Source organism: Collinsella sp. OM04-5 (assembly GCF_003439125.1).
Lineage (GTDB): Bacteria > Actinomycetota > Coriobacteriia > Coriobacteriales > Coriobacteriaceae > Collinsella.
On the sequence record NZ_QSUU01000002.1, the window covers coordinates 16,286 to 40,617 of the forward strand.

Genomic DNA, 24,332 nt, shown 5'->3' on the forward strand with positions numbered 1-24,332 from the left:
TTTAAAAAAGGCCGGCGGAGCAGTTAGCCCCGCCGGCACAGCCATAGCATCAAGAAATCTGCCGCGCGCCGCGAGCCCTGAGCAACACGGCTCGCGATATCAAACTACTCGCCAAAGAACTCGTTGATCTTCTGCTCGTCGACGCCAAAGAACCACGTCAGGACAAAGCCGGCGACATAGGCAAGCAGCATAGCGGCAACGTAGCCGAGCTGCTGGCCAGGAACGACGATCAGCAGGCCAAACAGACCGGAAACGCCCTGAGAAACCGTGCCGATGTGAAGCAGCGCTGCGAGCGCGCCGCCAAATCCGGCACCCAGACAGGCCGTCACAAACGGACGAACGAGCGGCAGCGTAACGGCATACATCAGAGGCTCGCCCACACCCAGGATTCCAACGGGAATGGACTCTGCGACGTACTTCTTAAGCTTAGCGTTCTTGGTCTTAAAGTACAGCGCCAGACCGGCACCGACCTGACCGCCGCCAGCCATCATAAGGATGGGAAGCAGGTAATTGATGCCCTTGGTAGCACCGTCGGGATCGTTGAGCATAGCGTGGATCGGCGTGAGCGCCTGATGCAGGCCGACGGAAACCAGCGGCAAGAAGCCTGCCGACAGGATATAGCCGCCCAGGACGCCCAGCTTCTCGAAGATAAAGGTCAAAACGCTAAAGATGACAGTCGTCAGCCATGCGCCAACCGGCTGGATGACGAGCATCAGAGCAAAGGCGCCGATGATGAGCACCAACAGCGGGGACAAGAACGTGTCGAGTGCGTTGGGCATAACCTTGCGAATCTGACGCTCCATCCAGGCAAAAAATGCACCAGCGATAAGAGCCGCGATCATGCCGCCCGCTGCGGGGTTGTACTGCGCATTGGTGAGCGGCAGCAAAATGGCAGTGGCAGGATCAGCCGCGCCAGGCGCAAGCAGGGGCATGGCACTGTTGGCGATACACATCATGCCGGCGATGCCGCCCAGCGCAGCGGAGCCGCCAAACTCACGTGCCGCGTTATAGCCCACCAAGATGGGCAGATAGGCAAACAGGGCCCAGCCCATGGAACGAATGCCCTGGTACCACCACTCGCCTGCAAGCGCGCCTGCCGTCGAGACGTTAATGACGTTGCAGATACCGTTGATGAGGCCAGCCGCAATGATGCCGGGAAGCAGGGCGACGAAGACATTGGAAATCTTCTTGAGGAAGGCCTGAACCGGCTTGGACTCGTACTTTGCCTTCTGCGCGGCCTTGTTTGTGGCCGCAGCGTCAACCACGCTCTCGTCGGCAACGCCTTTCGCAAGGCCGGTGAGCTTGGAGAACTCCTCGAGCACCTTATTCACCTTGCCCGGCCCCAGCACGATCTGCATCGTGTCGTCCTCGACCAAGCCCATCACGCCGTCGAGTGCCTTAATACCCTCCGTGTCGACGCTGCCCGTGTCTTTGACGGTCACGCGCAGGCGCGTCATGCACGCCGCGTTTGCGAGCACGTTGTCTTTACCGCCCAAAAGGTCCAGCAGCTTTTGAGCCAGCTCTTTGTTCGTCATAACTCCTCCTTGTATTGGGTATCTCGTTTGGATGTCATATCAGCTCACGCCGCGCACCTATTGGGCATCGGCATTGCTCTTCTCATGGCCACTCACCGCAGCGCGGACATGGCCTCGCGCTCGCTCAAGAGCTACCGCAGCCTGCTCGACATCGCAGTCCAGCAGTACCGAGACAATAGCGGTTTTTACGTGGCCGCCGGCATCTGCAAGCGCCTGAATAGCGCGCTCGCGCGTGCAGCCGGTCGCCTCCATCACGATGTTCTGGCCGCGCACCACCAACTTCTCGTTCGTCTGCTGCACATCGACCATCAGGTTTTGGTATACCTTGCCGATCTTGACCATGGCACCGGTCGAAATCATGTTGAGAATGAGCTTTTGAACCGTTCCCGCCTTGAGCCTCGTTGAGCCGGTCAGCACCTCGGGACCGGGCACGGGTTCAATGGCAAGATCTGCGCTCTCCCCGATCTTCGACCCTTGGTTGCAGGCAATTGCAATGGTCTTGCACCCAGTTGCCTTGGCGTACACAAGGCCGCCCACCACATAGGGAGTACGGCCGCTTGCCGCCAGGCCAACGACAAGATCCTTGTCCGAGAGTCCACGCTCCCGCAGGTCGCTCGCGCCAAGTTCCTCGCTGTCTTCGGCACCTTCGACAGCCTTGATAAACGCCGTCTCGCCTCCGGCAATGAGCCCGACAATCAGATCGGGTGACACGCCAAACGTGGGCGGACACTCCGAAGCGTCGAGTACGCCCAGACGACCGCTGGTGCCTGCGCCCATGTAAAAGACGCGCCCGCCGCGCTCGAGTGCCTCAGCAGCCCAGTCGATTGCTGTGGCAACCTGGGGCAGCACTTTTGTGACCGACTGGACGGCACGAAGATCCTCATCGTTCATCGTCGTGACGATTTGCAGCGATGTCATCGTATCGAGGTCCATTGACCTTTGATTACGCTGTTCGGTCGTGAATTTTGTTAAATCGAGCATTTCATTCACCTCATCTTTCCTGTTTCTCGATGTAGTTTTGCTTAATGACATGCGTCGCCCGTTCGTAGTCGCTGGCAACGTAAGCAGCGTACAGAGCATCGACAACCATAAGCTGGGCCATACGCGAAGCCATGGCACCGCTGCGGACCAAGGGCTCACTCGCAGCGACGCCGAGCACGGCATCGGCCATGGTGGCAAGCTTGGATGATCCATCTACTTTGGTCACGGCCACAACGGGACAGTTGTGACGTTGAGCCTCGGCGGTGCAGTCCAGCACCTCTTGCGTCAAGCCCGAGTAGCTAAAGGCGATCGCCATATCGCCCTCATGCATGTTCTTGGCACACAAGAGCTGATCATGCCAGTCGTCGTACAGATGGCACTCTTTGTCGACACGCATGAGCTTTTGCGCCAGATCGTGCGCGACCAAACGAGAGGCACCGATACCGAACAGATTGACCGCGCGTGCCCGCTTAAGATAGGCCGCACATCGCTCCAAGACGGTGTAATCGAGCGTTTGCGCCGTCGCTTCGATCGTGCGCACGTTGCTTTTCATCACCTTCCCCACGATACGTTCGACGCTGTCATCCATGGAGATGTCCTCGAGGGCAACGTCTTTCTTGTCACCCAAGAGCGCCAGCTCGGCAATCAGTTCGCGCTGGAACTCCTTGTAGCCCGCAAAACCCAAGCGCTTGCAAAAGCGCAAAATGCTCGAGGGCGAGGAGAACGTGGCATCGGCAAGACCGCGGACGGACAGCCCGACCACCTCGTGCGGATGAGCGCTTACATATGCGATGACATTGCGTTCCGCCGGGCTCGCGCTGAGCTCACGCTCGCGAAGCCGCAAAAGCAATCCGTTTGCCATCTCAAACACCTCCGTTGAGAAGAATTAAAGACCAACGAATGATTCGTACCGGATACAAACAGCTTTTACGGTACATTGTGCCGCATCGTGGCGCACAAAGGGCGAGCGTTCTACCGCTCGCCCCTCAAATCCGACCGCTCGGAAATACGCGCGACACAAAATAATTCAACAAGGTCGCATTATCAGAAACGGGTTTGTTACCGGCTAGCGCCTCGCATGGGCGCCGATCGGCCGAGTCGCATAGCGCACCAACGCCGCTGCCAGCAATACCAACAGCATGGCGGTGACATAGCCCGCAGCATCGAATCCTAAATCGATAACGTCGAAATGCCTGCCAGGAACAAAGATCTTATGTACCTGATCGCCAACGGAGCAGACGGCGCAAAAGAGCAACACGGGCACGCAACGGGAGCATACGCTCCACGGACGCCTGGAAAAGCAAACCACGACCACCGAGGCGAACAATCCGACGAAGAAAAACTCTACGGTATGGGCAACGCGACGGACGTTCGTGCCCACCCACATGCGAATGGAAGCAAGTCGGCCAGACCGGACATTCGAAGCAGCCGAATCGGTGCCCCCGGTCATCCCGTTCTCGGTCTGAGCTTCGCCCGCGACATCGGCAGCCTGTACGCCCGTAGCTTGACCCTCCACCACACGCGCGGTGGACTCGCTCAGCAACGACGTCTCCACCGCATTTTGCTCCGTCAGCACCCAGATGCCCGCCAGCGTTGCAGCGAACAGAACGATCGCGGTCCATCCGATTATTTGTTTTACGCGCGCCAAGGGCCTACCTCCTTTTTTGAATATCAGCGAGTGTAGCCCCAAATGACATCGCCACCGTATCAAAATTTGAATCGCAACAGGAAGCGACAAAGCGACGCAAACCCCTACCCCGCCTCGCGCATCCAGCGATCGAACGTCCCCACGCACACGCCCAGGCACTTTGCTGCCTGGCTGCGGGTAATATCGCCTGCCTCATAGCTATCGCGTACCAGCTCAAACTGAGGAGGGCACGGCTTGCGAGGTCGACCGAAACGGACCCCTCGCGCCCGCGCCGCTGCAATCCCCTCCGCTTGGCGCCGATGAATATTCTCGCGCTCCACCTGCGCCACGTAGCTCAGCAGTTGTAGCACAATATCGGCAATCAGGGTATTGGTCACATCCGGCGCGCCGCTGGCCCTGGCGCGCGCGTCAAGCAATGGCATGTCCAACACCACAATGGCAACCCCGAGCTCCTTGGTAATGCGTCGCCATTCCTCAAGAATCTCGGAGTAATTACGGCCAAGTCGGTCGATAGAAAGCACCACCAGCACGTCCCCGTCTCCCAGGACGTGCAGCAGATCGCGATACCGCGGGCGATCGAAGTCCTTGCCGCTCGCATGGTCGGCATAAATATTCGCCGAGCCCACGCCATAGGCGCCCAGCGCATCCAGCTGCCGATTAAGATTCTGATCGCGCGAACTCACCCGCGCATAACCGTACACCGTCGCCATCTCATCCCCGCTTTCTTGTAAACCTGCCAAAAAGGGACAGGTTTATTTTGGTAGGTTTTACCTCTCGAATAGCAGGTAAGCGGGCGGCCGAGCAAACGGCAAGGTAGCCATGATCCAAATGCGGAGGGCGGCCCCGAAAGACCGCCCTCCGCTCTCCCGCCATGAGTCGGGATTTGGCTAATGGATAAGCTTAAAGTCCAAGTGCCCACGCGTGGTATTGACGCGCGAGACCTCGATAATCACGCGCTGGCCCAGTTCATAGCGAGTCCCCGTGTCGGCGCCCGTCAGCGTAAGCGCGTCCTCGTCGAACTCGAACCACTCGTTGCCCAGGCTCTTGATCGAAACCAAGCCTTCGACCTGCGTCAGGTCCAAGCGTACGAACAGGCCCATACTGCTGACCCATGAGACCGTTCCGGCATAGCGCTCGCCCAGACGGTCCTCATAGTACTGGGCAATCTTGATCTTTTGCGTCGCATGGCTGGCGGCATCTGCCGCGCGCTCGGCATCGCTGCATGCGCGGCAGATCTGCGGCAGAATGCGCGGCAGCGACTCGCGCCCCTTGCCGATCAGCCGCGGCGTACGGACCAAGGCGTCCTTGCCGCCGAGCTGCTCATAGGCCAACTGCAGCTTGAGTACGCGGTGCACCACCAGATCGGGGTAGCGACGGATGGGACTCGTAAAGTGACAGTAGCACGGCGCGGCGAGCGCAAAGTGGCCCTCGTTGTGCGGCTTGTACAGCGCGCGCTGCATGCTGCGCAGAAGCAGCGTGTTGACGAGCGGTGCGTTGGCCGTACCGGCGGCAGCATCGACTGCAGCCTGCAGCTCATCGGGACTCCCCAGGGCAATACCGGCCGCGCGGCGATCATCGATGATGCCCAGCTGCGCCAACGCCACGGCGGCACCGTGCAGGCTATCGGGACTGGGATCATCGTGCACGCGATAGCAAGCCTCAATGTCGCGGTCGGCCAGCCACTCGGCCACGCACTCGTTGGCGAGCAGCATGGCCTCCTCGATTAGCGACGTGGCGCACGAGCGCTCGCGGGCCACGATCTGCACGGGCACACCGTCCTCGTCCAAGAGCGCGCGGATCTCGGCCGTATCAAAGTCGACCGAACCGCGCGCGCGACGAATGCGGCGGCGGAGCTCCGCAAGCTCGTTGGCGGCAACCAAAAAATCACCCAGGTCGACGTTATAGCCGCGGGCTGCCTCTTCGCATGCAAGCCCACGCTCAAGCGCCTCCTCGCGCGAGGCCTCGGCAGCCGCAACATCCTCGGCGGCACCCTCCAGCACCCCATACTCCACCGCGCCGGCACGCACCAGCAGCGCCTCGGCGCCGTCATAGTCCATACGCACACGCGAGCGAATCACGCTGGGGTACGGATCGTAATGCCGCACGCGACCCTGCGCATCGAGCTCGATATCGACGGTAAACGCAAGACGGTCCTCGTCAGGGCGAAGCGAGCACAGGTCATTAGACAGGCGCTCGGGCAGCATGGGAAGCACGCGATCGGCCAGATACACCGATGTCGTACGATGGCGAGCCTCAAGATCGATATGCCCGTCCCAAGCCACATAGTGTGAAACGTCGGCGATATGCACGCCCAGCTTGTAGCCACCCTCGGGCGTGCGCTCAAGCGAAATGGCATCGTCAAAGTCGCGCGCGTCGACCGGGTCGATCGTGATGACAAAGCGGTCGCGCAGATCGCGGCGGAGCGGGTCCTTAAGCGCCGCGGACACATCGAGCGAAAGCCCCTCGGCCTCGTCCAGCGCGGCCTCGGGATAGCTATCGGTATAGCCATAACGCGCCATCACATATTGAACGCCCAAATCGGGCGCGTCATCTCCGCCAATGCGGCGTTCGATCGTCACGGTGCCCGATTCCAGGCGCGTCGGGTAGGTCAAAATGCGCGCGACAACGGCATCACCCGGGTGGACACCCAGACGATCCGCCGAGGTATCCTCAGGCAGAATGAAGAAGTCGGCCTTCAGGCGCGAATCGAGCGGTTCAATCACACCGAGCGGACCGGCGGTCTGGTACGTGCCCACCACGCTTATAGCTGCGCGCTCAACCACGCCCTCGATCACGGCGCGACGCTCGCCATGCGGGCTGTTCTTAATGCTCACGGCAACGGTATCGCCGTCCATGATCTCGCGCTTACCGCGGCCCATAACCTTGTAGTCGCCGCTCTCGGTTATGACATAGGCGCCATGCTCATGGAGCTGCACGCGCCCGGTCAGGCTCGGACGGCGTTCGCTGCGCACCGGCCCACGCTTATTGCGAGCACCGCGCTTATGCTTGTTATTGCGCCCCATGGCGCCTCCTTGCTATCGATGACGAACTCCAAAGAGTCTACCCAAATGATTCGCTTTCCTGCCGTCCCCTAGAGATCAAAAAACGGGCCGCCCCATAAGAGACGACCCGTTGGAAGGGATGAATTCCAGGCATGCCTACACGCGCAGGTAGCGGCGCATGGCTATGGCAGAACCAAAGAGACCGATAATCACACCGACCAGAATCAGCGCAGCATAGGTCACCAGGTAGTACTGCATCGGCAGGGCAAACGACATCCAGCCGATGCTCTCCTGCAAACGCGGAATCATCAGATTGCGCAGCAGCTCCAGAACGCCGATGGAAAGCAGCGAGCCCAAAATGGCCTGCAGTACGCCCTCGGTGATAAACGGGCCGCGAATGAAGCCGTTGCTGGCGCCGACCAGACGCATAATCGCGATCTCACGACGACGCGCCGTGATGGACAGGCGAATCGTGTTGTTGATGAAGATGAATGCGATAAAGGTCAAAAGGCCAACGAGCACCACGGCGGCGATGCGGATGTAGTTGGTCACCTGGAACAGGCGGCTCACTTCCTCTTGGCCGTACAGCACGCTCGCGTTGACGTCGCCGTCATCCGCGATCTTCTGGAAGTCGGCGTTCTTCTTGAGCTTCTGGGCCGTGCTCTCGACCTTGGACGGATCGTCCATCTCAATTGCAAACGAAGCCGGCAGCGGGTTCTGGCCATCGAGCGCGCTCATGGTGGCGTCGGCGTTGCCCGACATCTTGCTCGTATACTCGGCCAGCGCGTCGTCCTTGTCCTTGTACGTCACGGACTTGACGTTGCTCCACGTCTTGAGCTCAGCCTCAAAGGCCTGAACATCTGCCTGGTCGGCGTCATCGCTAATAAAGGCGTTGATGACGACCTGATCCTCGACGGTGCCGATCACGGAGTTCAGCATCGCGGAGCCCATGATGAACAGGCCGATGATAAACAGCGAAAGGAAGATCGTGATGACGGCGCCGAGCGAGGTAGTCCAGTTACGGAAGAAGTGACTGATTGCCTCTTTGAAGGAGTAGCCCACGTTAGTTGGTGCCATAGTTGCCGTAACCTCCCCTCTCCTGGTCGCGGATAACGTGGCCGCCCTCGAGGGCGATCACGCGACGGTGCATGCTATCGACCATCTCGCGGTCGTGCGTGGCGACGATCACGGTGGTGCCGGTGCGGTTAATACGCTCGAGCAGCTTCATGATGCCCAGCGAGATCGCCGGGTCGAGGTTACCCGTGGGCTCGTCGCAGATCAGCAGCGGCGGACGGTTGACCATAGCGCGGGCGACGGCGACGCGCTGCTGCTCGCCACCGGAAAGCTGGTCGGGCAGCGAGTCCATCTGATCGGCCAGACCGACCAGACGCAGCACCTCCGGCACCTGGCTGCGAATGACGCCCTTGGGCTTGCCGATGCACTGCAGGGCAAACGCCACGTTTTCGTAGGCGGTCTTTTGCGGCAGAAGCTTAAAGTCCTGGAACACGGCGCCAATCTGGCGGCGCAGGAACGGAACCTTGCGGTTCTTGATCTTCATGAGGTCCTGACCGGCAACCAAGATGCGGCCGCTCGTCGGCTTGACGTCGCGGTTGAGCGTCGACAGCAGCGTGGTCTTACCCGAGCCGGAATGACCGACCAGGAAGACGAACTCGCCCGGATAGATCTCGATGTTGATGTCGTCGAGTGCAGGCTTGTTGGGCTGTGCCGGATAGATCTTGGTGACATGCTCCATAAGGATGACGGGCTCGACACCGGCCTGCTTGGCCATCTTCTTGCGGCTGGCCTGCGGATCGATGGGCGCAAACACCGACGTAAAATCGGGGTTGTTGAGCGCGTTATCGAGGCTTGCGACCTCGGCTGCCTGATCGCTCTCGACCACCGGGGCAGCAGGCTGCGTGGGATCGGGAATAGCGGCAAAGAGACCGGACTGCGCAGGCTGAGGAACCGGCGTCGCAGGGGCCATGGGGTCGGGAATGCCGGCCATGGTAGGCTGCGGCGTGGCGGCGCCAGCCTGAGGCTGCTCCACGCGAGCGGTCACGGCCTGAACGGGCTCAAAACCCGCCGTGCCGGAAAGCGCGACATCGCTGGTGGGATTGTAGGCAAAGGGATCGGATGCCGGCTGTGCCTGATCTGCCGGCTGAGCGGGGGCCTGAGCAACAGGCTGGCCCTCTGAATCCGGAGTGGCGAAACGACTGCCCTGGACGCCCGTCTGCGTCTTGGGGGCATCATCGCCCGCACCGGAGGTACGGAAGTGGTTACCCACTGGTGCTCCTTATCGTCGTGCGTTTAAACTACATGAGCGCTTTGTATTTTAGCAGCATTAGCTTTACTGCACATAAGAAGCATGGCGGGGTTTGGGTCTCACCGACCGGGCGCAGGGTTACCTCCCAAATCGTCCTCGCGCATGGCCGGCATTTGTCCTGCTCCTGCGGAGCTGCGGACAAACGCCGGCCTGCGCTGCGGAAAGATTTGGGAGGTAACCCTGCGCCCGGCCTGCGGCTACTATGGGGCCGACGCACCAACTTGAGATGCTGCGCATACAAAGTTGGAAGGGTCTGAATTGCACTTTGTTGGGATGGGCCCGTTTCCCCATGGGAACTTTGCTTGGCAGGACTCTAATTTAAATTCAACAAAAACAGGGGCGCCCTCTTTGGGGATGCCCCTGTTCTGGCTTGTTTGCGGTTGTCGACGCGATACTTTGCCTCGTCTTGCCTTATGCCAAGAACTCCTTGGTGGTCGCCACGATGTTGGCGGCGTCCAGGCCATACTTGTGCAAGAGCTCGGCACCCGGGCCGGACTCGCCGAAGGTGTCGTTGACGCCAATCTTCTTGAGCGGCGTCGGGCACTGCTCACACAGAACGTCGGCAACGGCGCTGCCCAGGCCACCGATCACGGAGTGCTCCTCGACGGTCACGACGTGACCGGTCTTGGTGGCGCTCTTGACGATCAGGTCGGCGTCGATGGGCTTGATGGTGTGCATGTTGATGACCTCGGCATCGATGCCCTCGGCAGCGAGCTGCTCGGCGGCCTCGAGGGCCTCGCCGACCATTAGGCCGCAGGCGATGATGGTGACGTCGGTGCCCTCGCGCATGACGATGCCCTTGCCTACCTCGAACTTGTAGGTCTCGGGGTCGTTGATGACCGGCGAGGCCAGACGGGCAAAGCGCATGTACACGGGGCCGTCGCACTCGTAGGCGGCGCACGTCACGGCACGAGCCTCCACGTCGTCGGCGGGAACGATAACGGTCATGCCGGGGATGACGCGCATGAGGGCGATATCCTCGCAGCACTGGTGCGTGGCGCCGTCCTCGCCCACCGAGATACCGGCGTGCGTGGCACCGATCTTAACGTTAAGGTGCGGATAGCCGATGGAGTTGCGGACCTGCTCAAAGGCGCGGCCAGCGGCAAACATGGCAAAGGTGCTCGCAAAAGCAACGCGGCCGGTGGTCGCGATACCGGCGGCAACACCCATCAGATTGCTCTCGGCAATGCCCACATCGAAGAAGCGGTCGGGGCAGGCTGCCTTAAACTTGCCGGTCTGCGTGGCGGCGGCCAGGTCGGCGTCGAGGACCACAAAGTCATCGTGCTCGTTGGCGAGCTCGACGAGGGCCTCACCGTAGCTTACGCGCGTGGCGATTTTCTTGACGTCTGCCATCCTAGAGCTCCTCTCCGGCGGCCGTGAGCTCTGCCATGGCCTGCTCAAACTGTTCATCGTTGGGGGCCTTGCCGTGCCAACCCACCTGGTTCTCCATAAAGGAAACGCCCTTGCCCTTGGTGGTCTCGGCGATGATGGCGGTCGGCTGACCCTTGGTGGCGCGGGCCTCGGCAAAGGCGGCGCGGATCTGATCGAAATCGTTGCCGTCGGCGAGCTCCACCACGTGGAACTTGAAGGCGCGGAACTTGTCGGCGAGCGGCATGGGGTCGTTGACCTCCTCGACGGGGCCGTCGATCTGCAGGCCGTTGTGGTCGACGATCACGCAGAGGTTGTCAAGCTGCTGGTTGCCGGCAAACATGGCGGCCTCCCAAACCTGGCCCTCCTCGCTCTCGCCGTCGCCCAGCAGGGCGTAGGTGCGATAGTCGTCGCCCCAGTGCTTGGCGGCAACGGCCATGCCCACGGCGGCGGAGATGCCCTGGCCGAGCGAACCGGTGGACATATCGACGCCCGGGGTGTCGTTCATGTTGGGGTGACCCTGCAGGTGGCTGCCGATGTGGCGCAGCGTCTCGAGATCCTCCTTGGGGAAGAATCCGCGCTCGGCGAGCACAGCGTACAGACCAGGCGCGCAATGACCCTTGGAAAGCACGAAGCGATCGCGGTCGGCCTTGCGGGGGTCGGCCGGGTCGACGTTCATTTCCTCAAAGTACAGATAGGTCATGATGTCGGCAGCGCCGAGCGAACCGCCCGGATGGCCGGACTTGGCAGCGTGCACGCCGGTGACGATGCCCTTCCTTACCTCGTTGGCAACCTTTTTGAGCTCTTCGTCGCTCATTGTGCCTTCCTTTCATCCTCTTAAGACAAGATGCGCACGGCACGGAAAGGTAGTCCCAACACAGCCGCGATGCACGTACGTCATTCATTATGCTGGAAACTGGAAGCTTTACCAGAGTATTTATCATTATTTGAACAATTGAGCAGGCAGAACCGCTGATGAAACGGTTTATCAATGTGAACGTCTTTTGGATGGAACACAGTCGGCCCTACGCGTTAATGTCCTTGAATCCCTCACCGAAGGTTTCCGTAACGTCGGCGACCGTCACAATGGCGTGAGGATCGCGCTCGCGCACGATCGTTTTGAGGGTGTTGAGCTCGCGGCGGCTCACAATGACCATGATCACCGGCTTCTCGGCACCCGAGTACATGCCGGTCGCCCTAAACTTGGTGCAGCCGCGGCCCAGGCCATACATGATGTCGGCCGCGATATCGGGAAACTTGTCCGAGATGATGAGCACCATACGGCGCCTGTTGCCACCGTCGACCACGGCATCGATCACGTAGCCGCTAATGACCATCGAAAGGCCCGCATACAGCGCGTTTTCGACCGAAAAGACCGGGGCCGACAGCGCGCACACGGCAACATCGATCGCCATGACGGTCGAGCCAACCGGCAGCGATGTGTTGCGCGAGATGATCTGGCCGATCGTGTCAGAGCCGCCAGTGTTGGCACCGGCGCGCAACACCATGCCATACCCGATGCCCGTGATAATGCCGCCCCACATAGCGGGCAGCATCAGGTCGGCATGTGCCAGCGGCGCCACAAACGGAGCGAACAGGTCGGTGAAAAAACCCAGCAGCACAAAACCGGTCGCCGTCTGCACCACGTAGAACATGCCACCCTCGCGCATAACAACCAGCAGCAGCAAGGCATTCATCACGATGGTCTGGATACCGACGGGAAGCGATATGCCATGCGAGGCGCCGACCGCCTGAATAATGGTGGCAAGGCCTGTGACGCCGCCGGCGGCAAGGCCGTTGGGGATCAAAAACAAGTCTGTCGCGATAGCTGCCAGGGCGCAGCCAAACATAATCTTGGGCAAGTCATGAAAGAAGTTCATCGAAAGAATGCGCTTGATGTCCAGACGATATGCCATGCTGCCTCCCTCAAAAAAGCGCACCCAAACGAGTGCGCTTTGAACTTCTTGCTGTATTCGATTCTACCGATTCACCGGGCAAATACCACCCCTGCGCAGTGTTTGCATCGACCCGGAGCCAATCATGTGCCTAGGCAGACGATGCTTCCGCATCGGCGTTGCCGGTTGCCCAACGATGGTAGCCGATCACAAACGGATCCAGATCGCCATCGTCGAGAACGGCCTCGACGTTGCTGGTCTCCACGCCCGTGCGCAGGTCCTTGACCATCTGATACGGGTAGAGCACGTAGCTGCGAATCTGGTTGCCAAAACCGATCGTGGTCTTGGGCCCGCGAATCTCATCCAGGGCCTCGGCGCGCTTCTCGAGCTCGATCTCGTACAGACGGGCCTTGAGAATCTGCATGCACGCGGCCTTGTTTTGAATCTGGCTGCGCTCGTTTTGGCAAGTGACAACGATGCCGCTGGGAAAATGCGTCACGCGTACGGCAGAGTCGGTGGTGTTGACGCCCTGGCCGCCCGGACCGCTCGCGTGATACACGTCCACGCGGATATCGTCGGGACTGATCTCGATGTCGATATCGTCAGGCAACACGGGAATGACCTCGACGCCGGCAAACGTGGTCTGGCGGCGCTTCTTATCATCGGTGGGGCTGATGCGTACCAGGCGGTGAACGCCGGCCTCGGCGCGCAGCATGCCAAACGCGTCCTTGCCCTCGACGGTAAAGGTCGCACGGTCGATGCCGATGACCTCAGCCGCGGGGCAGTCGTTAATGGTGACCTTCCAGCCGCGACGCTGGCAGTACTTCATGTACATCTTAAAGAGCATGAAGGTCCAGTCCTGTGCCTCCAGGCCACCCTGTCCGGGCTTGATGGTCACAATCGCGTCGCCGTGATCGAACTCACCGGTAAACCAGCTCGAAAGCTCGAGCTCGTCGATAGCGCGGGCCAGGCGTTCTGCCGTAGCGGCAGCCTCCTCGCGCAATGCGGCGGCATCGGGGTCGTCGCCCATCTCCTCGGCAAGCTCCAGCGCCGCGCGGGCGTCAGATAGCTCGCCGCGCGCGGTATCCACGGCAGCGATATCTTCCTTGGCGCGAGCGATCTCCTCCATGGTGGCGCGAGCGGCGTCGGCGTCATCCCAAAAGCCGGGGGCCACGCTTTTTGCCTCGAGCTCGGTCACGCGCGTGCGCTTCTCGTCCAAATGAAGATACGACTCGACCTCGCCGAGCCGGTCCGCAAACGCGTCCAGCTCGGCGGGCGTTACCTCTAAAGCCTCGGCCATTAACGATTCCTGCCGTGGCAGTACTTGAACTTCTTGCCGCTGCCGCAGGGGCAAAGGTCGTTGCGGCCCACGTTGACATAAGGGTCATCGCTCTCGGACTTGCGGTAGGTGGTCACCTTGCCGCCGTTGTTGACAGCAGCCGGGCCTCCCTGGACGGCCGTACGAGCCTGAACCTGTGCCTGCTTGCGCAGCACCGAGCTGCCGTTGTCGCCATCGACGTCGGCGGGGCCGGAGAAGCGCGCACCCTCGAGCGCGGGGTCCTCCTTGTGCTCCACGGCCTGCGGGGCGGCCTTGATCTCGATGCGCAGAACGGTGCGCAGGTAATCCTCGTACATGGTGTCAACGAGCATCTGGAAGGCACCATAAGCCTCAGTCTTGTACTCGACCAGCGGGTCGCGCTGGCCAAAGCCGCGCAGTCCGATACCGGTCTTGAGGTAGTCCATCTCCTGCAGGTAGTTCATCCAGCGGGTATCGATGACGCGCAGCATGACCTGGGTGTTGAGCTCGCGCATGAGGTCCTCACCCAGGCGCTCGGCCTTCATGTTGTAGCACTTCTCAACGTAGGCCAGGACATCGGCAGCCAGGGCCTCGAAGTCCTCGTCGGGGAACTTGGGCGTGTCGATATGCCCGGTGAGCTCCACGACCCACTTGCGCAGGCCCTCGAGATCGCGCTCGCCATCGTGGCTGTCCTTGGTGCAGAACTCCTGAACACAGCGGTACACGGTATCGTGCATGACCTCGGTGATGTGATCGGTCAGGTCCTTGCCGTCCAGAATCTTGTTGCGCTCGGCGTAGATGACCTGGCGCTGCTTGTTCATGACGTCGTCGTACTCAAGAACGCTCTTGCGCATGGAGAAGTTGATGCTCTCGACCTTGTGCTGGGCGTTCTCGACGGCCTTGGAGATGATCTTGTGCTGGATGGGCATGTCGTCGCCCATGTCGGCGGTAACCATCATCTTGGAAACGCGGTCCATCTTGTCGCCGCCGAACAGGCGCATGAGGTCGTCCTCGAGCGACAGGTAGAACTGAGTCTCGCCCGGATCGCCCTGACGACCGGAGCGGCCACGCAGCTGGTTGTCGATACGACGGGACTCATGGCGCTCGGTGCCGATGACGGTCAGGCCGCCGGCGGCAAGCACGCGCTCGCGTTCGGCCTTGCAGGTCTCCTTGGCCTCAGCGTTAAACTGCTCGAGCTGCTCGGGCGTCACGTCCTCCATGGTCAGGCCCTCGTACTCAAGGCGCTCGCGCACCAGCTCGTCGGGATTGCCACCCAGCAGGATGTCGGTACCACGACCGGCCATGTTAGTAGCGATGGTCACGGCGCCGTAGCGTCCGGCCTGGGCAACGATATGAGCCTCGCGCTCGTGATGCTTAGCGTTGAGGACCTCGTGCGCGATACCGCGCTTGGTAAGGGCGGCCGACAGCTTCTCGGAGCTTTCGATGGAGACGGTGCCCACCAGGACCGGCTGGCCCTTGGCGTGACGTCGCTCGACGTCGTCGGCAACGGCGTTGTACTTGGCCTGGATGGTGCGGTACACCAGGTCCTCGTGGTCGACACGCTGAACGGGCTTGTTGGAGGGGATAACCTCGACGGGCAGCTTGTAGATCTCGCGGAACTCGGCATCCTCGGTGAGTGCCGTACCGGTCATGCCGGAGAGCTTGTCATACAGACGGAAGTAGTTCTGCAAGGTGATGGTGGCCAGCGTCTGGTTCTCCTCGCGCACGAGCACGCCCTCTTTGGCCTCGATGGCCTGATGCAGGCCCTCGGAGTAGCGGCGGCCTTCCATGATGCGGCCGGTGAACTCGTCGACGATCTTGACCTCGCCGTTGGTGACCACGTACTGCTTGTCGCGGTGGAACATGTACTGGGCCTTCAGCGCCTGCTGCAGGTGGTTGACCAGCTGACCGGAGAGATCGGCATAGATGTCATCGATACCCAGGCGGCGCTCAATCTTCTTAAGGCCGCGCTCGGTGGCGGCGATAGTGTGCTTGGCCTCGTCCATGACGTAGTCGCCCGTGGGCTCTACGTCCTCGGTGGCGGTGAGCATGTCGTGCGAGACGTCCTCGCCGCGCTCAAGGCCGCGCACGGCACGCGCGAAGTCCTTGTAGGTGCTGGCGGACTTGGTGCCGGCACCCGAGATGATGAGCGGGGTACGTGCCTCGTCGATCAGGATGGAGTCGACCTCGTCGACGATGGCGTAATGGTGGCCGCGCTGCACGCGCTGCTCGGGGCGAGTGACCATGTTGTCGCGCAGGTAATCGAAACCGAACTCGGAGTTGGTGCCGTAGGTGACGTCTGCCTGGTAGGCCGGACGCTTGAGCTCGAGCGGCATGTTGTTCTGGAGCAGACCGACGGTCATTCCCAGGTACTTGTAGATGCGGCCCATCCACTCGGAGTCGCGCTTGGCCAGGTAATCGTTGACGGTAACGACGTGTACACCCTTGCCGGCAATAGCGTTGAGGTAGCCGGCCAGCGTGGAGACCAGGGTCTTGCCTTCGCCGGTCTTCATCTCGGCGATATGCCCCTCGTGCAGTGCCATGGCGCCAATGAGCTGCACGTCAAAGTGACGCATGCCCGTGATGCGCTTGGAAGCCTCACGCACGGTGGCAAAAGCCTCGGGGAGCATGTCGTCGAGCGACTCGCCGTTGGCGTAACGCTCACGGAACTTATCGGTCTGGGCGCGGAGCTCTTCCTCGGTCATCTTCTCAAACTGGGGCTCAAGACCGTTGATCTGATCGACGATCTTGTAGTAGCGCTTAAGGTCCTTATCGGATCCAAAGGACAGCAGCTTTGACATGAATCCCATGTGGTTTTCCTTTTTGGCCATCGCCCACGCCATGCAGCCTCGGGCGAGTTAAACACAGATAAATGTACTTTAGCCAAACAGGACGCGGCCTATACGGTCGACCTCGACCGCCACGTAATAACTACGACCCGACCGACCTGCCAAAAAGGGACTGGTTTATTTTGGCAGGTTTTATCTGGGAAAACGCCGTCACTCTGCCATTTGGTGCCACGGGGACAGGTTAGCTTGCACCAATAAAAAGAAAAGGGCCGCGCACCCAAATGGATGCACGGCCCTCATGCCATGAATGCGAGCGATTCCGCGGCGAGCTATTTACTCAGCAGCCTCGGTGGTCTCGGCCTCGGCAGCGGCCTCCTCGACGGGAGCCTCTGCAGGAGCCTCGGCGGCCTGCTTGGCAGCCTCCTCGGCGAACTTAGCGGCACGCTTAGCCTTCTCGGCAGCCTTAGCCTCAGCGGCGGCCTTGCGAGCGGCCTCGGCCTCAGCAGCCTTGGCGGCCTTGGCAGCCTTGGCCTCCTCGGCCTTCTTGAGCTGGGCGGCAGCGGCGCCACCGAACTTGTCGGCGAAGCGCTGGACGCGTCCACCGGTGTCGACGAACTTCTGCTGGCCGGTGTAGAACGGGTGGCACTCGTTGCAAAGCTCGACCTTCATCTCGGACACGGTAGCGTGCGTCTTGAAGGTGTTGCCGCAGGAGCACGTCACCGTGCACTCGACATACTGGGGATGGATACCCTGCTTCATGGTAGGACTCCTTATTAGTCAGGCGCTGGTTACCGATCAGCGCATAAGGCGTCTTGGTTTCCGACCAAGACAACAAACTCGGCTATGGTACCACGGCGCCGCGTGTCCCACAAAAGGTTCACGGTCTTTTCGGCACAACACGAGCTGGACCTTAAATATCAACTTCATCCGAACACTCCCCCACATTCATCTCTCGTATGTATCGAGGTATTCCTGCTTGAGCGTCTGCGAGGACGACTCGATCTTTTCCACGAGCGTGCCGGCCTCGATGAAGTAGAACGAGTTGGTGAGGTCTGCCAGGTCGTCGAGTAGATGGCTTGAAATGAGCACGCTGCGTCCCCGCGCCACTTCGCTGCGCATCGCGTCGCAGGAGGTTTTCCGTTTTCCCGGATCGAGGCCGTTCAGCGGTTCATCGAGGATGAGGTACGGGCAATCGGTCGCTATCGCCATGGCAAGCTTTACCTGCTGCTTCATTCCTGTCGAGAGTTTACGGGTCGGCTTGTCGAGATATGGGGAGATTCCGAGGGAGTCGCAGAGCGAGTCGATGTCGGCGGCCGATTTCCACGCCTCCCTAACGAAAGCAAGGTGCTCGATGGCCGATAGCGTGGGATAGAGATCCGCGCCGCCCGAAGAGCTCAGGTAGACGAGTTCTGCAAATTCGGCTGATCGACGTTGGCAGATTCCGTCTGCCGCCAGGCTTCCCGAGCGGATGCGGGTGGGAAATTGGCCCGACAGCGCTTCAAGAAGGGTGGTTTTCCCCGAGCCGTTGGGAGCAACGAGGCCCGCCGCCGTTCCCGGGCTCAGGAAAAGCGACCCGATTGAAAGTATCGTCGTGCTTCCGTATCCCACGCTCGCGTCCAGAAGCTCGAGCCCATGGCGCTTTTTCGCGGGTCCAGGCTGTTTGGGGGAACGTGTCGCAACGGCGCCGACCGCAAAAAAGACCGCGACGTATGCCAGGGCCACGGCAAGCATCGATGCGCTGCCTGAACCGGAGCCAATGAATTCTGTCGGGAAGCATCCTACGTAACCCGTTGCCTCGATAGGCGAGAACACGGGCAGCGGCAGGAGCCCGAGCACGGCATTATGCTCCAGCGCCGAATCGGACAGCAACGGGAATGCCGGGGCCGCGACAAGCAGCGCGGAGGTAAGGGGGCCCGCGAGGACGCGCCTCGTTGCGGTCGATAGGACGACGGAACAGACGGATATCAAGGTTCCGCCCGCAAGAAGCGCGATAAGCAGGGCTGTGAAGACGTTTCCCGCAGTCGTGGTGGTAAGCGCGCCGTCATGGAAGAAGGCGATCGGGTACCCAATTTGCCCGAAGCCGTTTAGGACCAAGGCGTAAATGCCCCCGGGTGCGAGGCCGGCGAGGAGCATCGCGGTCCCCGCGACGATTATCGAGAACACGATCTGGATAAGGCGCCGGAATTTGGGCGCGGGCGCCTTTGCCGCCAGGGTCCCGGGCCTTGTGGCGCCGAGCACGAGTATCGACGAGAGGAGGAAGGGGATGAAGGGAAGGAAAGACGGCGCCGTGGCAATGGCGTAAGGCAGGAAGGAAAGGAATGGCAGGTCGTTTGCGGAGGCTGGGATATCCGTGATGCCGGAGCTGCTCAGGGCACGGCAATACGCGAGGTCTGCGTCATTGGTCTCTCGGTCTCCCACGATGGACCCGGATTGGAAGCCTTCGTCCATGAGCGCGTAGTAGCTCTCGGCAGAATCGAGAAAGGCGGCGTCGGTTTGAGCGGCGAGGGCGGCGTTCGCGTATCTTGCAAGCTCCGCGTCAGCTTGCTGCTCTGGCGATAGGTCTGTGCCGTTGGCCTGGGGTGCGCGCGTATTGAATGCGTCGACAAAGCTCTGCATGCCCTGCTTCATAAAGAAGGGCCCGTAGATGGGTGAATTGAACGCAATGGGGACGGAAAAGGCTGCAGCGAGAACGAGCGTACAAATCCATGCGGCCCTGTCTCTTAGGATCAGTTTGAGAAGAAGTCGACAGTACATTTGGAAGCACCTACGTTCCTCAAAGAATCGTTAGATTAAAAGTAACAGACCGGATGAAGATACGTGCGACGGGGGCGAGGCGAATGGCTGAGCGGTATCGATACGCGGGTTCAACGGTATCACATTGGCCACATAGATTTTTAACTTGCATTTCTACCCGCCCTTTTCGTAGAGTCGCCGATACGTGCTTAGCGCACCCTCGGCGCGTCCGGCAGGCTTTGCGAAATGGGATCCAGGAGACTTCGGCGCAGCATCATCTTGCGGAATGCTTCTAATGAGCCTCCCATCCTTCAAAAACAGAATCTCATCGCACAGCCTATCGACCGAATCCAAGATGTGGGATGACATGATGATGCACGTACCAGAATCGGCCAGCTTCCTGAGAATCTCGGAATGCAAGTCCACCCTGCTGGGGTCGAGCGCGTTCATGGGCTCATCTAATAGAAGGTACCGCGCGCCCGTCGCATACGCAATCGCCAGGGTAAGCTGCTGCTTCATGCCCTGGCTCAGAGTGCGGATCCTCATCTTCGCGAACTCGCCTATCTGCGTTTGTTCCACTATCTCTTCGATATCGCGAGCATGCGGCCACATATCGCAAACCATCTTGAGGTGATCTTCCGCACGCAATCCGGGATACAGCAGCGTCCCCTCACCAGGTGCATAGAAGATCATAGAACGGACCTCTCTCGCACCCGTACCCTGCACCTCATCCAGAACGATGCTCCCGTCCACGCGAGGACCCGGCAAACCTGCCATCGCACGCAGCAACGTCGTCTTTCCATGCCCGTTCGGAGCGACGAGACCGTAGACCGTACCCGGGGCAAACTCAGCGTTCACCGAATCTACGAGCACCTTCTTTCCATAAGAGATCGTCAGCGTTTGAAGGTCAATCATCGAGATCATCCCCTTTCGATCTTTGGAACACTCAGGCACACCATCAACGGAGATACGGCGCCCAAGACCACCAGCAGAGCGCCCGATGCGCCGACGACCTCTCCAAAAGGCATCGCGTTCGTCCCTCGCCCAAGGAACCCAATCGTCCCCACCTGGGAAGCGGGATCAAACGAGGCGAATGGAGCCAGCAGCGCGACGCCCATGCCCACGCTTTCAACATGAGCGCTCAACGAACCCAACACCAAGAGAACCGCGCAAACCATTCCGGTGACAACGGGGTTGCGGCTAATCGCTGCTGTCAACGCAGCGACGACGGAAATCACGCCGTATGCCATGACCAGCAACGGAATACTGCACAACACCGCCTCCCCCACCATGGACGTTGTCGAAGCTCCCGCCCGAATGAGAGCGACGGGATACTCCGATCCACCCGCACCGTTCTTAATCACGGACACAACGACAGCGGGAACCATCGACACCAAAAGCAGCACCAAGCCAAGCAGGAGAGCCAGCGCAACAGCCGTCAGAAAACGCACATGCGCTGTTGCGGGGATCTGGAGAACCAGAAGGGAACGACACTGCAGGTGGGTGCACGCGAGCGATGTGACAACCACGGGCAACAGCAAAAATAAGGAGGGAAGCGCTGCCTGGAGATACGAAAGGAGGATTAATAGGGGCATCTTCGTACTTAACTCGTAAACCTTGGGGTCCGGCAAGCTCGCGATCGACTCAAGCAGAAGGGCGCGCGCCTCCGCACGAGAAGGAGTCTCCGGCTCGATTCCGATCGATTGCAGGAGAGTCGCATCTGCCGCGCCCAGCTCACCTCGAGCGCGCTCGTACGTCGCAAGGCTTCGAAACCCCTCCGCAGGCATAGGCGCGTACACGAAACCCGAAAGAGCATCCCGCATGTCTTCCAGGGCCGCTTTGCCCTCGACGTCCATATTCGCAGCGTTCTGCTCTAGATACCGATCTATTGAACGGAGCTCCCCATCCCTATACCGAACAGCGGAAACGTTATCAGCGTCAGGAAACATCTCGACCAGAGCCGGGGCCAGCATCGTCGTCGACATTGCAATCGCGCATACGGCGAGGGTAGGAGAACGCAGGAGCAGTTTCCCCATCGTTCTTACGTATGCAACGGCGGAGGCACAAGCGCTCGAACGAGTTGCCGTTCTCGATGCAGTGAAGGAACCTCTCTCAAGACAAATCGGGGATATCGGGCACGCGCAGCCGCTCTTTCCAGCAACGCAAAGCAGGCTAATTGCCAGCACCTCGATCCCGATTGCGCATACGAGGGCAATCGCGCCACGCTCGAAGCAAAGTCCAGGCAGATTCACTATCTGCGTTGTCGGGTACGGGCTATAGGCGCCGACGGTCAACTCAGTGTTCGCATACGTAAGGGGATTCAACAGGGCGAACTCACGTAAAGCGATGGATCTTCCGTAATACCCGGGAACCATCGTCACCCCCATCAGGGCACATACGAACACGATTCCAAGCGTAGGGTTATTGGCAATCTTCACGGCAAGGTGAACGACAAGCGAGATGAACGCTGCCACCAAGAATTGCAAGATGGCCGTCTGCGCGAACACCAGCCAAGCCGGTTTGATAACCGGAGTCGCATATTGAATGTAGCCTATCGGATAGAACGGCGAGCCCGGGCCATTCTTCACAAGCGCGGCGATTATCCCTGGAAGATTGATGGCGAGGACGGCAAGCATTGCAAAAACACTCGCCCATACGCTCGATGCAACAAGTCTACCCAGCTCGCCCATCGGTGCCTGGATGATGAGCTTTTCACGTTTGTTAAGACGCGCGGCAAGGAACGAGACGGCAACGGCCGTTGCGACCCATAGCAAGTACTCCTTCGATCCGTCATAATAGGTGTACTCTCCATCCGATATCTGCAGAAACGGAAGTAGGGGAGAGAGCGGTGCCAAGATAAGACGTCCCGCGGCAAGAGGGTACAGAAGCGCGGGCATGCTTGATGAAGAGGTATAGACACCGTCCTCCCCCGCATTCACAAGCGCATCCGCATAGGATGCTGACAATTCCTGCTCAACACGGGTTATTCCCGACTCGAGGTATTCGACCCGTCCGTCGATGCCAGCCGCGCTCCTGAAGACGGGCAGAGCACAAAGAACCATCAACGCAACAACGACAACACAGAGCGACCTGGAGGAGAGAAGCGACCTAAAGATCGCCTTCGAGATTTTGAGCATATTCATCGCCAACCTTAACCTCATCCAGTCGGAACAGAGGGGCCGAACAAAATGCTCGGCCCTTATTACTTGCCGGCAAAGTCAATTTAACATAAACTATTAAAAAGTAACCTGAGTTTTTTAAATTCTTCGGAGGTTATTATGAGTTCCGACAATCGCACTCCCCGGCTTCATTCCTTCCGCATCGCATGTGCGATAGCCTCTGCGACCCTTTGCGCCACCGCCATCGCACAAGTGGCGTTCTCCTTAAAGCCAGCAATCGAAGCGCTCGACAACCCTGTAATTGCAGACTCCCCCGCGTATCCAGCCCTTGCGATCTCGACATTGGTCCCTGCCGTCATCGGTATCGCTACGACCATCCTCAGCGCCGTTCTCGTGTGGACGATCAAGAGCGGAGACCCCTTCAAGAAAGGGTCTGCGACATGCTTGAAGGTGCTCGGCATTCTCTTCGTTGTTCAAGCTGCCACCAGCCTCTACGCCGGCTCACTCAAAACCTCCGTTTCGATGTTTGGCGGCGAGGGGGCCGTCGGCGCCCAAGAGATCGCTTCATCATTCGATTGGACCTCTCTGGTTCTCGGCATCGTCCTGTTCATGCTTTCCCAGCTCTTCTTGTACGCCCGAGAGCTGTACCTCGACTCCGACGAGATTGCGTAAGGAAACGCCATGCCCGTAATTGTTCGCCTCGACAAGATCATGGCCGAGCGAAAGATTTCCTCGAACGAACTTGCCGAAAGGATTGGAACCACGCCCGTGAACCTGTCCCGTATTAAAAAAGGGCATATTCGCGGCATTCGCTTCAACACACTCGAGCAGCTATGCCTCGCCCTTCGTTGCCAACCCGGAGACCTTCTCGAAGTCATGAGCGAAGAGGATGCCCGAAAGGAGTTCGGACTCGATTGGTCCGCCGAGGATTAGAGGGCGGTCGTACTCGCCCTGCACACGGGGATGCGAATCGGCGAGGTCTGCGGCCTTCGGTGGTGCGATGTGGATTTCGAGACAGGCCTGATCTCGATCAGACACTCGGTGGCGTACGCGAAGGGAATGGGTTCGTTCATCAAGGACACCAAGACCCATGACGCCAGGGGTATCCCCATCGACCTGGTCGGCCTACTCCCCTTCCTGAAGGAGACCCACGAGATCGACTGCGGAAAGCTGCGCTTGCGCGGCCTTACCGGGGCAGTCGAGATCGGGGACTGCTACATCCTGTCGGAGCCGGGCGCGACCTTCGCGACGACAAGCTATATCCGCAGGGCGTTCAAGACGTTCTCGGAGACCAACGGCCTCATGGGCACCAACGACGAGCTGATCACGTTCCACGGCCTTCGCCACACGTTCGCAACGCAGTGGATCCGCCAAGGCGGCGATATCAAGGCGCTCCAATCGATCCTCGGCCACAAGGACGCCATGGCGACGCTCAACGTCTACGCCGACATCGAGCCCATCTCCAAAATCCATAACATGCTGCGCGCCACGCCGTGCCTTTGGCGCGGGCACCTCGGGCCGAGGGTCGATCCGGGTCCCATGTTCCAACAGAGGATCCAGGCGTTCGGCTACGGCATCACCGAGCCGGACGACCGAAATATCGCCATACGCGACGTGAAGACGAACAGTTGGCTCTAGCTCA

Annotated in this window: 20 protein-coding genes; 3 read left to right on the top strand and 17 right to left on the bottom strand. The window is 60.0% G+C overall.

The annotated features are described in order from the left end of the window. Window positions 1-104: 104 nt before the first annotated feature. From DXB53_RS01250 to DXB53_RS01330, 17 genes are all read right to left on the bottom strand, one after another. The gene (locus DXB53_RS01250; protein ID WP_117583018.1) at window positions 105-1,535 is read right to left on the bottom strand and encodes a PTS transporter subunit EIIC; all 1,431 of its coding nucleotides are present in this window, start codon (window positions 1,533-1,535) and stop codon (window positions 105-107) included. 57 nt (window positions 1,536-1,592) lie between these two features. Next, complete coding sequence (murQ, locus tag DXB53_RS01255) at window positions 1,593-2,516, bottom strand: N-acetylmuramic acid 6-phosphate etherase (protein ID WP_117583128.1); 924 nt, start codon at window positions 2,514-2,516, stop codon at window positions 1,593-1,595. A gap of 10 nt (window positions 2,517-2,526) precedes the next feature. Then, a complete protein-coding gene (locus DXB53_RS01260; protein ID WP_117583019.1) occupies window positions 2,527-3,378 on the bottom strand; it encodes a MurR/RpiR family transcriptional regulator in 852 nt (283 codons plus the stop codon). A 204-nt stretch (window positions 3,379-3,582) separates the two neighbouring features. Then, complete coding sequence (locus tag DXB53_RS01265; protein ID WP_158556474.1) at window positions 3,583-4,164, bottom strand: VanZ family protein; 582 nt, start codon at window positions 4,162-4,164, stop codon at window positions 3,583-3,585. A gap of 104 nt (window positions 4,165-4,268) precedes the next feature. Then, on the bottom strand, window positions 4,269-4,874 hold the full coding sequence (locus DXB53_RS01270) for a recombinase family protein (RefSeq protein ID WP_117583021.1): 606 nt from the start codon (window positions 4,872-4,874) through the stop codon (window positions 4,269-4,271). A 177-nt stretch (window positions 4,875-5,051) separates the two neighbouring features. Continuing rightward, a complete protein-coding gene (locus DXB53_RS01275) occupies window positions 5,052-7,187 on the bottom strand; it encodes a ribonuclease R family protein (RefSeq protein ID WP_117583022.1) in 2,136 nt (711 codons plus the stop codon). Between the two features lie 135 nt (window positions 7,188-7,322). After that, window positions 7,323-8,243: a permease-like cell division protein FtsX gene (gene ftsX, locus DXB53_RS01280; protein WP_099432018.1), complete on the bottom strand. Its 921-nt coding sequence runs from the start codon at window positions 8,241-8,243 to the stop codon at window positions 7,323-7,325. Next, window positions 8,230-9,450, bottom strand: coding sequence for a cell division ATP-binding protein FtsE (gene ftsE / locus DXB53_RS01285; protein WP_117583023.1), 1,221 nt, complete (start codon window positions 9,448-9,450; stop codon window positions 8,230-8,232). The genes ftsX and ftsE overlap by 14 nt, the downstream gene beginning before the upstream one ends. Window positions 9,451-9,900: 450 nt before the next feature. Next, entirely contained in the window at window positions 9,901-10,842 is a 942-nt protein-coding gene (locus DXB53_RS01290) for a transketolase family protein (protein WP_117583024.1), read from the bottom strand. Between the two features lies 1 nt (window position 10,843). After that, on the bottom strand, window positions 10,844-11,674 hold the full coding sequence (locus DXB53_RS01295) for a transketolase (protein WP_099432020.1): 831 nt from the start codon (window positions 11,672-11,674) through the stop codon (window positions 10,844-10,846). 208 nt (window positions 11,675-11,882) lie between these two features. Next, on the bottom strand, window positions 11,883-12,773 hold the full coding sequence (locus DXB53_RS01300) for a YitT family protein (protein ID WP_117583025.1): 891 nt from the start codon (window positions 12,771-12,773) through the stop codon (window positions 11,883-11,885). A gap of 130 nt (window positions 12,774-12,903) precedes the next feature. Then, complete coding sequence (gene prfB / locus DXB53_RS01305; RefSeq protein ID WP_117583026.1) at window positions 12,904-14,052, bottom strand: peptide chain release factor 2; 1,149 nt, start codon at window positions 14,050-14,052, stop codon at window positions 12,904-12,906. Further along, on the bottom strand, window positions 14,052-16,859 hold the full coding sequence (gene secA, locus DXB53_RS01310) for a preprotein translocase subunit SecA (protein ID WP_117583027.1): 2,808 nt from the start codon (window positions 16,857-16,859) through the stop codon (window positions 14,052-14,054). Before secA ends, prfB begins: the two co-directional genes overlap by 1 nt. Window positions 16,860-17,171: 312 nt before the next feature. Further along, on the bottom strand, window positions 17,172-17,597 hold the full coding sequence (rpmE, locus tag DXB53_RS01315) for a 50S ribosomal protein L31 (RefSeq protein WP_006235303.1): 426 nt from the start codon (window positions 17,595-17,597) through the stop codon (window positions 17,172-17,174). A 186-nt stretch (window positions 17,598-17,783) separates the two neighbouring features. Beyond that, a complete protein-coding gene (locus DXB53_RS01320; protein ID WP_158556475.1) occupies window positions 17,784-19,466 on the bottom strand; it encodes an ATP-binding cassette domain-containing protein in 1,683 nt (560 codons plus the stop codon). A 279-nt stretch (window positions 19,467-19,745) separates the two neighbouring features. After that, window positions 19,746-20,486 (bottom strand): ATP-binding cassette domain-containing protein, encoded by a 741-nt coding sequence (locus DXB53_RS01325; RefSeq protein ID WP_117769450.1) that lies wholly within the window; start codon window positions 20,484-20,486, stop codon window positions 19,746-19,748. Between the two features lie 5 nt (window positions 20,487-20,491). Next, the gene (locus DXB53_RS01330; protein ID WP_117583029.1) at window positions 20,492-22,714 is read right to left on the bottom strand and encodes a hypothetical protein; all 2,223 of its coding nucleotides are present in this window, start codon (window positions 22,712-22,714) and stop codon (window positions 20,492-20,494) included. A 135-nt stretch (window positions 22,715-22,849) separates the two neighbouring features. On the opposite strand from DXB53_RS01330, the gene DXB53_RS09860 reads away from it, so the two are divergent. Genes DXB53_RS09860 through DXB53_RS01350 form a run of 3 tightly spaced genes read left to right on the top strand, consistent with a single transcriptional unit; the run spans window position 22,850 to window position 24,328 of the window. Then, complete coding sequence (locus tag DXB53_RS09860) at window positions 22,850-23,362, top strand: hypothetical protein (protein WP_147330886.1); 513 nt, start codon at window positions 22,850-22,852, stop codon at window positions 23,360-23,362. 9 nt (window positions 23,363-23,371) lie between these two features. Beyond that, complete coding sequence (locus tag DXB53_RS01345; RefSeq protein ID WP_006235292.1) at window positions 23,372-23,623, top strand: helix-turn-helix transcriptional regulator; 252 nt, start codon at window positions 23,372-23,374, stop codon at window positions 23,621-23,623. An 18-nt stretch (window positions 23,624-23,641) separates the two neighbouring features. Then, window positions 23,642-24,328, top strand: coding sequence for a site-specific integrase (locus DXB53_RS01350; RefSeq protein WP_255413545.1), 687 nt, complete (start codon window positions 23,642-23,644; stop codon window positions 24,326-24,328). Window positions 24,329-24,332: the final 4 nt, after the last annotated feature.

What these genes read in the sequence shown, in the direction of transcription:
- DXB53_RS01250 (WP_117583018.1), bottom strand. Translation starts at nt 1,535, where the DNA reads ATGACGAACAAAGAGCTGGCTCAAAAGCTGCTGGACCTTTTGGGCGGT.
- murQ (WP_117583128.1), bottom strand. Translation starts at nt 2,516, where the DNA reads ATGCTCGATTTAACAAAATTCACGACCGAACAGCGTAATCAAAGGTCA.
- DXB53_RS01295 (WP_099432020.1), bottom strand. Translation starts at nt 11,674, where the DNA reads ATGAGCGACGAAGAGCTCAAAAAGGTTGCCAACGAGGTAAGGAAGGGC.
- rpmE (WP_006235303.1), bottom strand. Translation starts at nt 17,597, where the DNA reads ATGAAGCAGGGTATCCATCCCCAGTATGTCGAGTGCACGGTGACGTGC.
- DXB53_RS01290 (WP_117583024.1), bottom strand. Translation starts at nt 10,842, where the DNA reads ATGGCAGACGTCAAGAAAATCGCCACGCGCGTAAGCTACGGTGAGGCC.
- DXB53_RS01345 (WP_006235292.1), top strand. Translation starts at nt 23,372, where the DNA reads ATGCCCGTAATTGTTCGCCTCGACAAGATCATGGCCGAGCGAAAGATT.
- DXB53_RS09860 (WP_147330886.1), top strand. Translation starts at nt 22,850, where the DNA reads ATGAGTTCCGACAATCGCACTCCCCGGCTTCATTCCTTCCGCATCGCA.
- secA (WP_117583027.1), bottom strand. Translation starts at nt 16,859, where the DNA reads ATGGGATTCATGTCAAAGCTGCTGTCCTTTGGATCCGATAAGGACCTT.
- DXB53_RS01260 (WP_117583019.1), bottom strand. Translation starts at nt 3,378, where the DNA reads ATGGCAAACGGATTGCTTTTGCGGCTTCGCGAGCGTGAGCTCAGCGCG.
- DXB53_RS01275 (WP_117583022.1), bottom strand. Translation starts at nt 7,187, where the DNA reads ATGGGGCGCAATAACAAGCATAAGCGCGGTGCTCGCAATAAGCGTGGG.
- DXB53_RS01270 (WP_117583021.1), bottom strand. Translation starts at nt 4,874, where the DNA reads ATGGCGACGGTGTACGGTTATGCGCGGGTGAGTTCGCGCGATCAGAAT.
- ftsX (WP_099432018.1), bottom strand. Translation starts at nt 8,243, where the DNA reads ATGGCACCAACTAACGTGGGCTACTCCTTCAAAGAGGCAATCAGTCAC.
- DXB53_RS01330 (WP_117583029.1), bottom strand. Translation starts at nt 22,714, where the DNA reads ATGAATATGCTCAAAATCTCGAAGGCGATCTTTAGGTCGCTTCTCTCC.
- DXB53_RS01300 (WP_117583025.1), bottom strand. Translation starts at nt 12,773, where the DNA reads ATGGCATATCGTCTGGACATCAAGCGCATTCTTTCGATGAACTTCTTT.
- DXB53_RS01320 (WP_158556475.1), bottom strand. Translation starts at nt 19,466, where the DNA reads ATGAAGCAGGGCATGCAGAGCTTTGTCGACGCATTCAATACGCGCGCA.
- prfB (WP_117583026.1), bottom strand. Translation starts at nt 14,052, where the DNA reads ATGGCCGAGGCTTTAGAGGTAACGCCCGCCGAGCTGGACGCGTTTGCG.
- DXB53_RS01325 (WP_117769450.1), bottom strand. Translation starts at nt 20,486, where the DNA reads ATGATTGACCTTCAAACGCTGACGATCTCTTATGGAAAGAAGGTGCTC.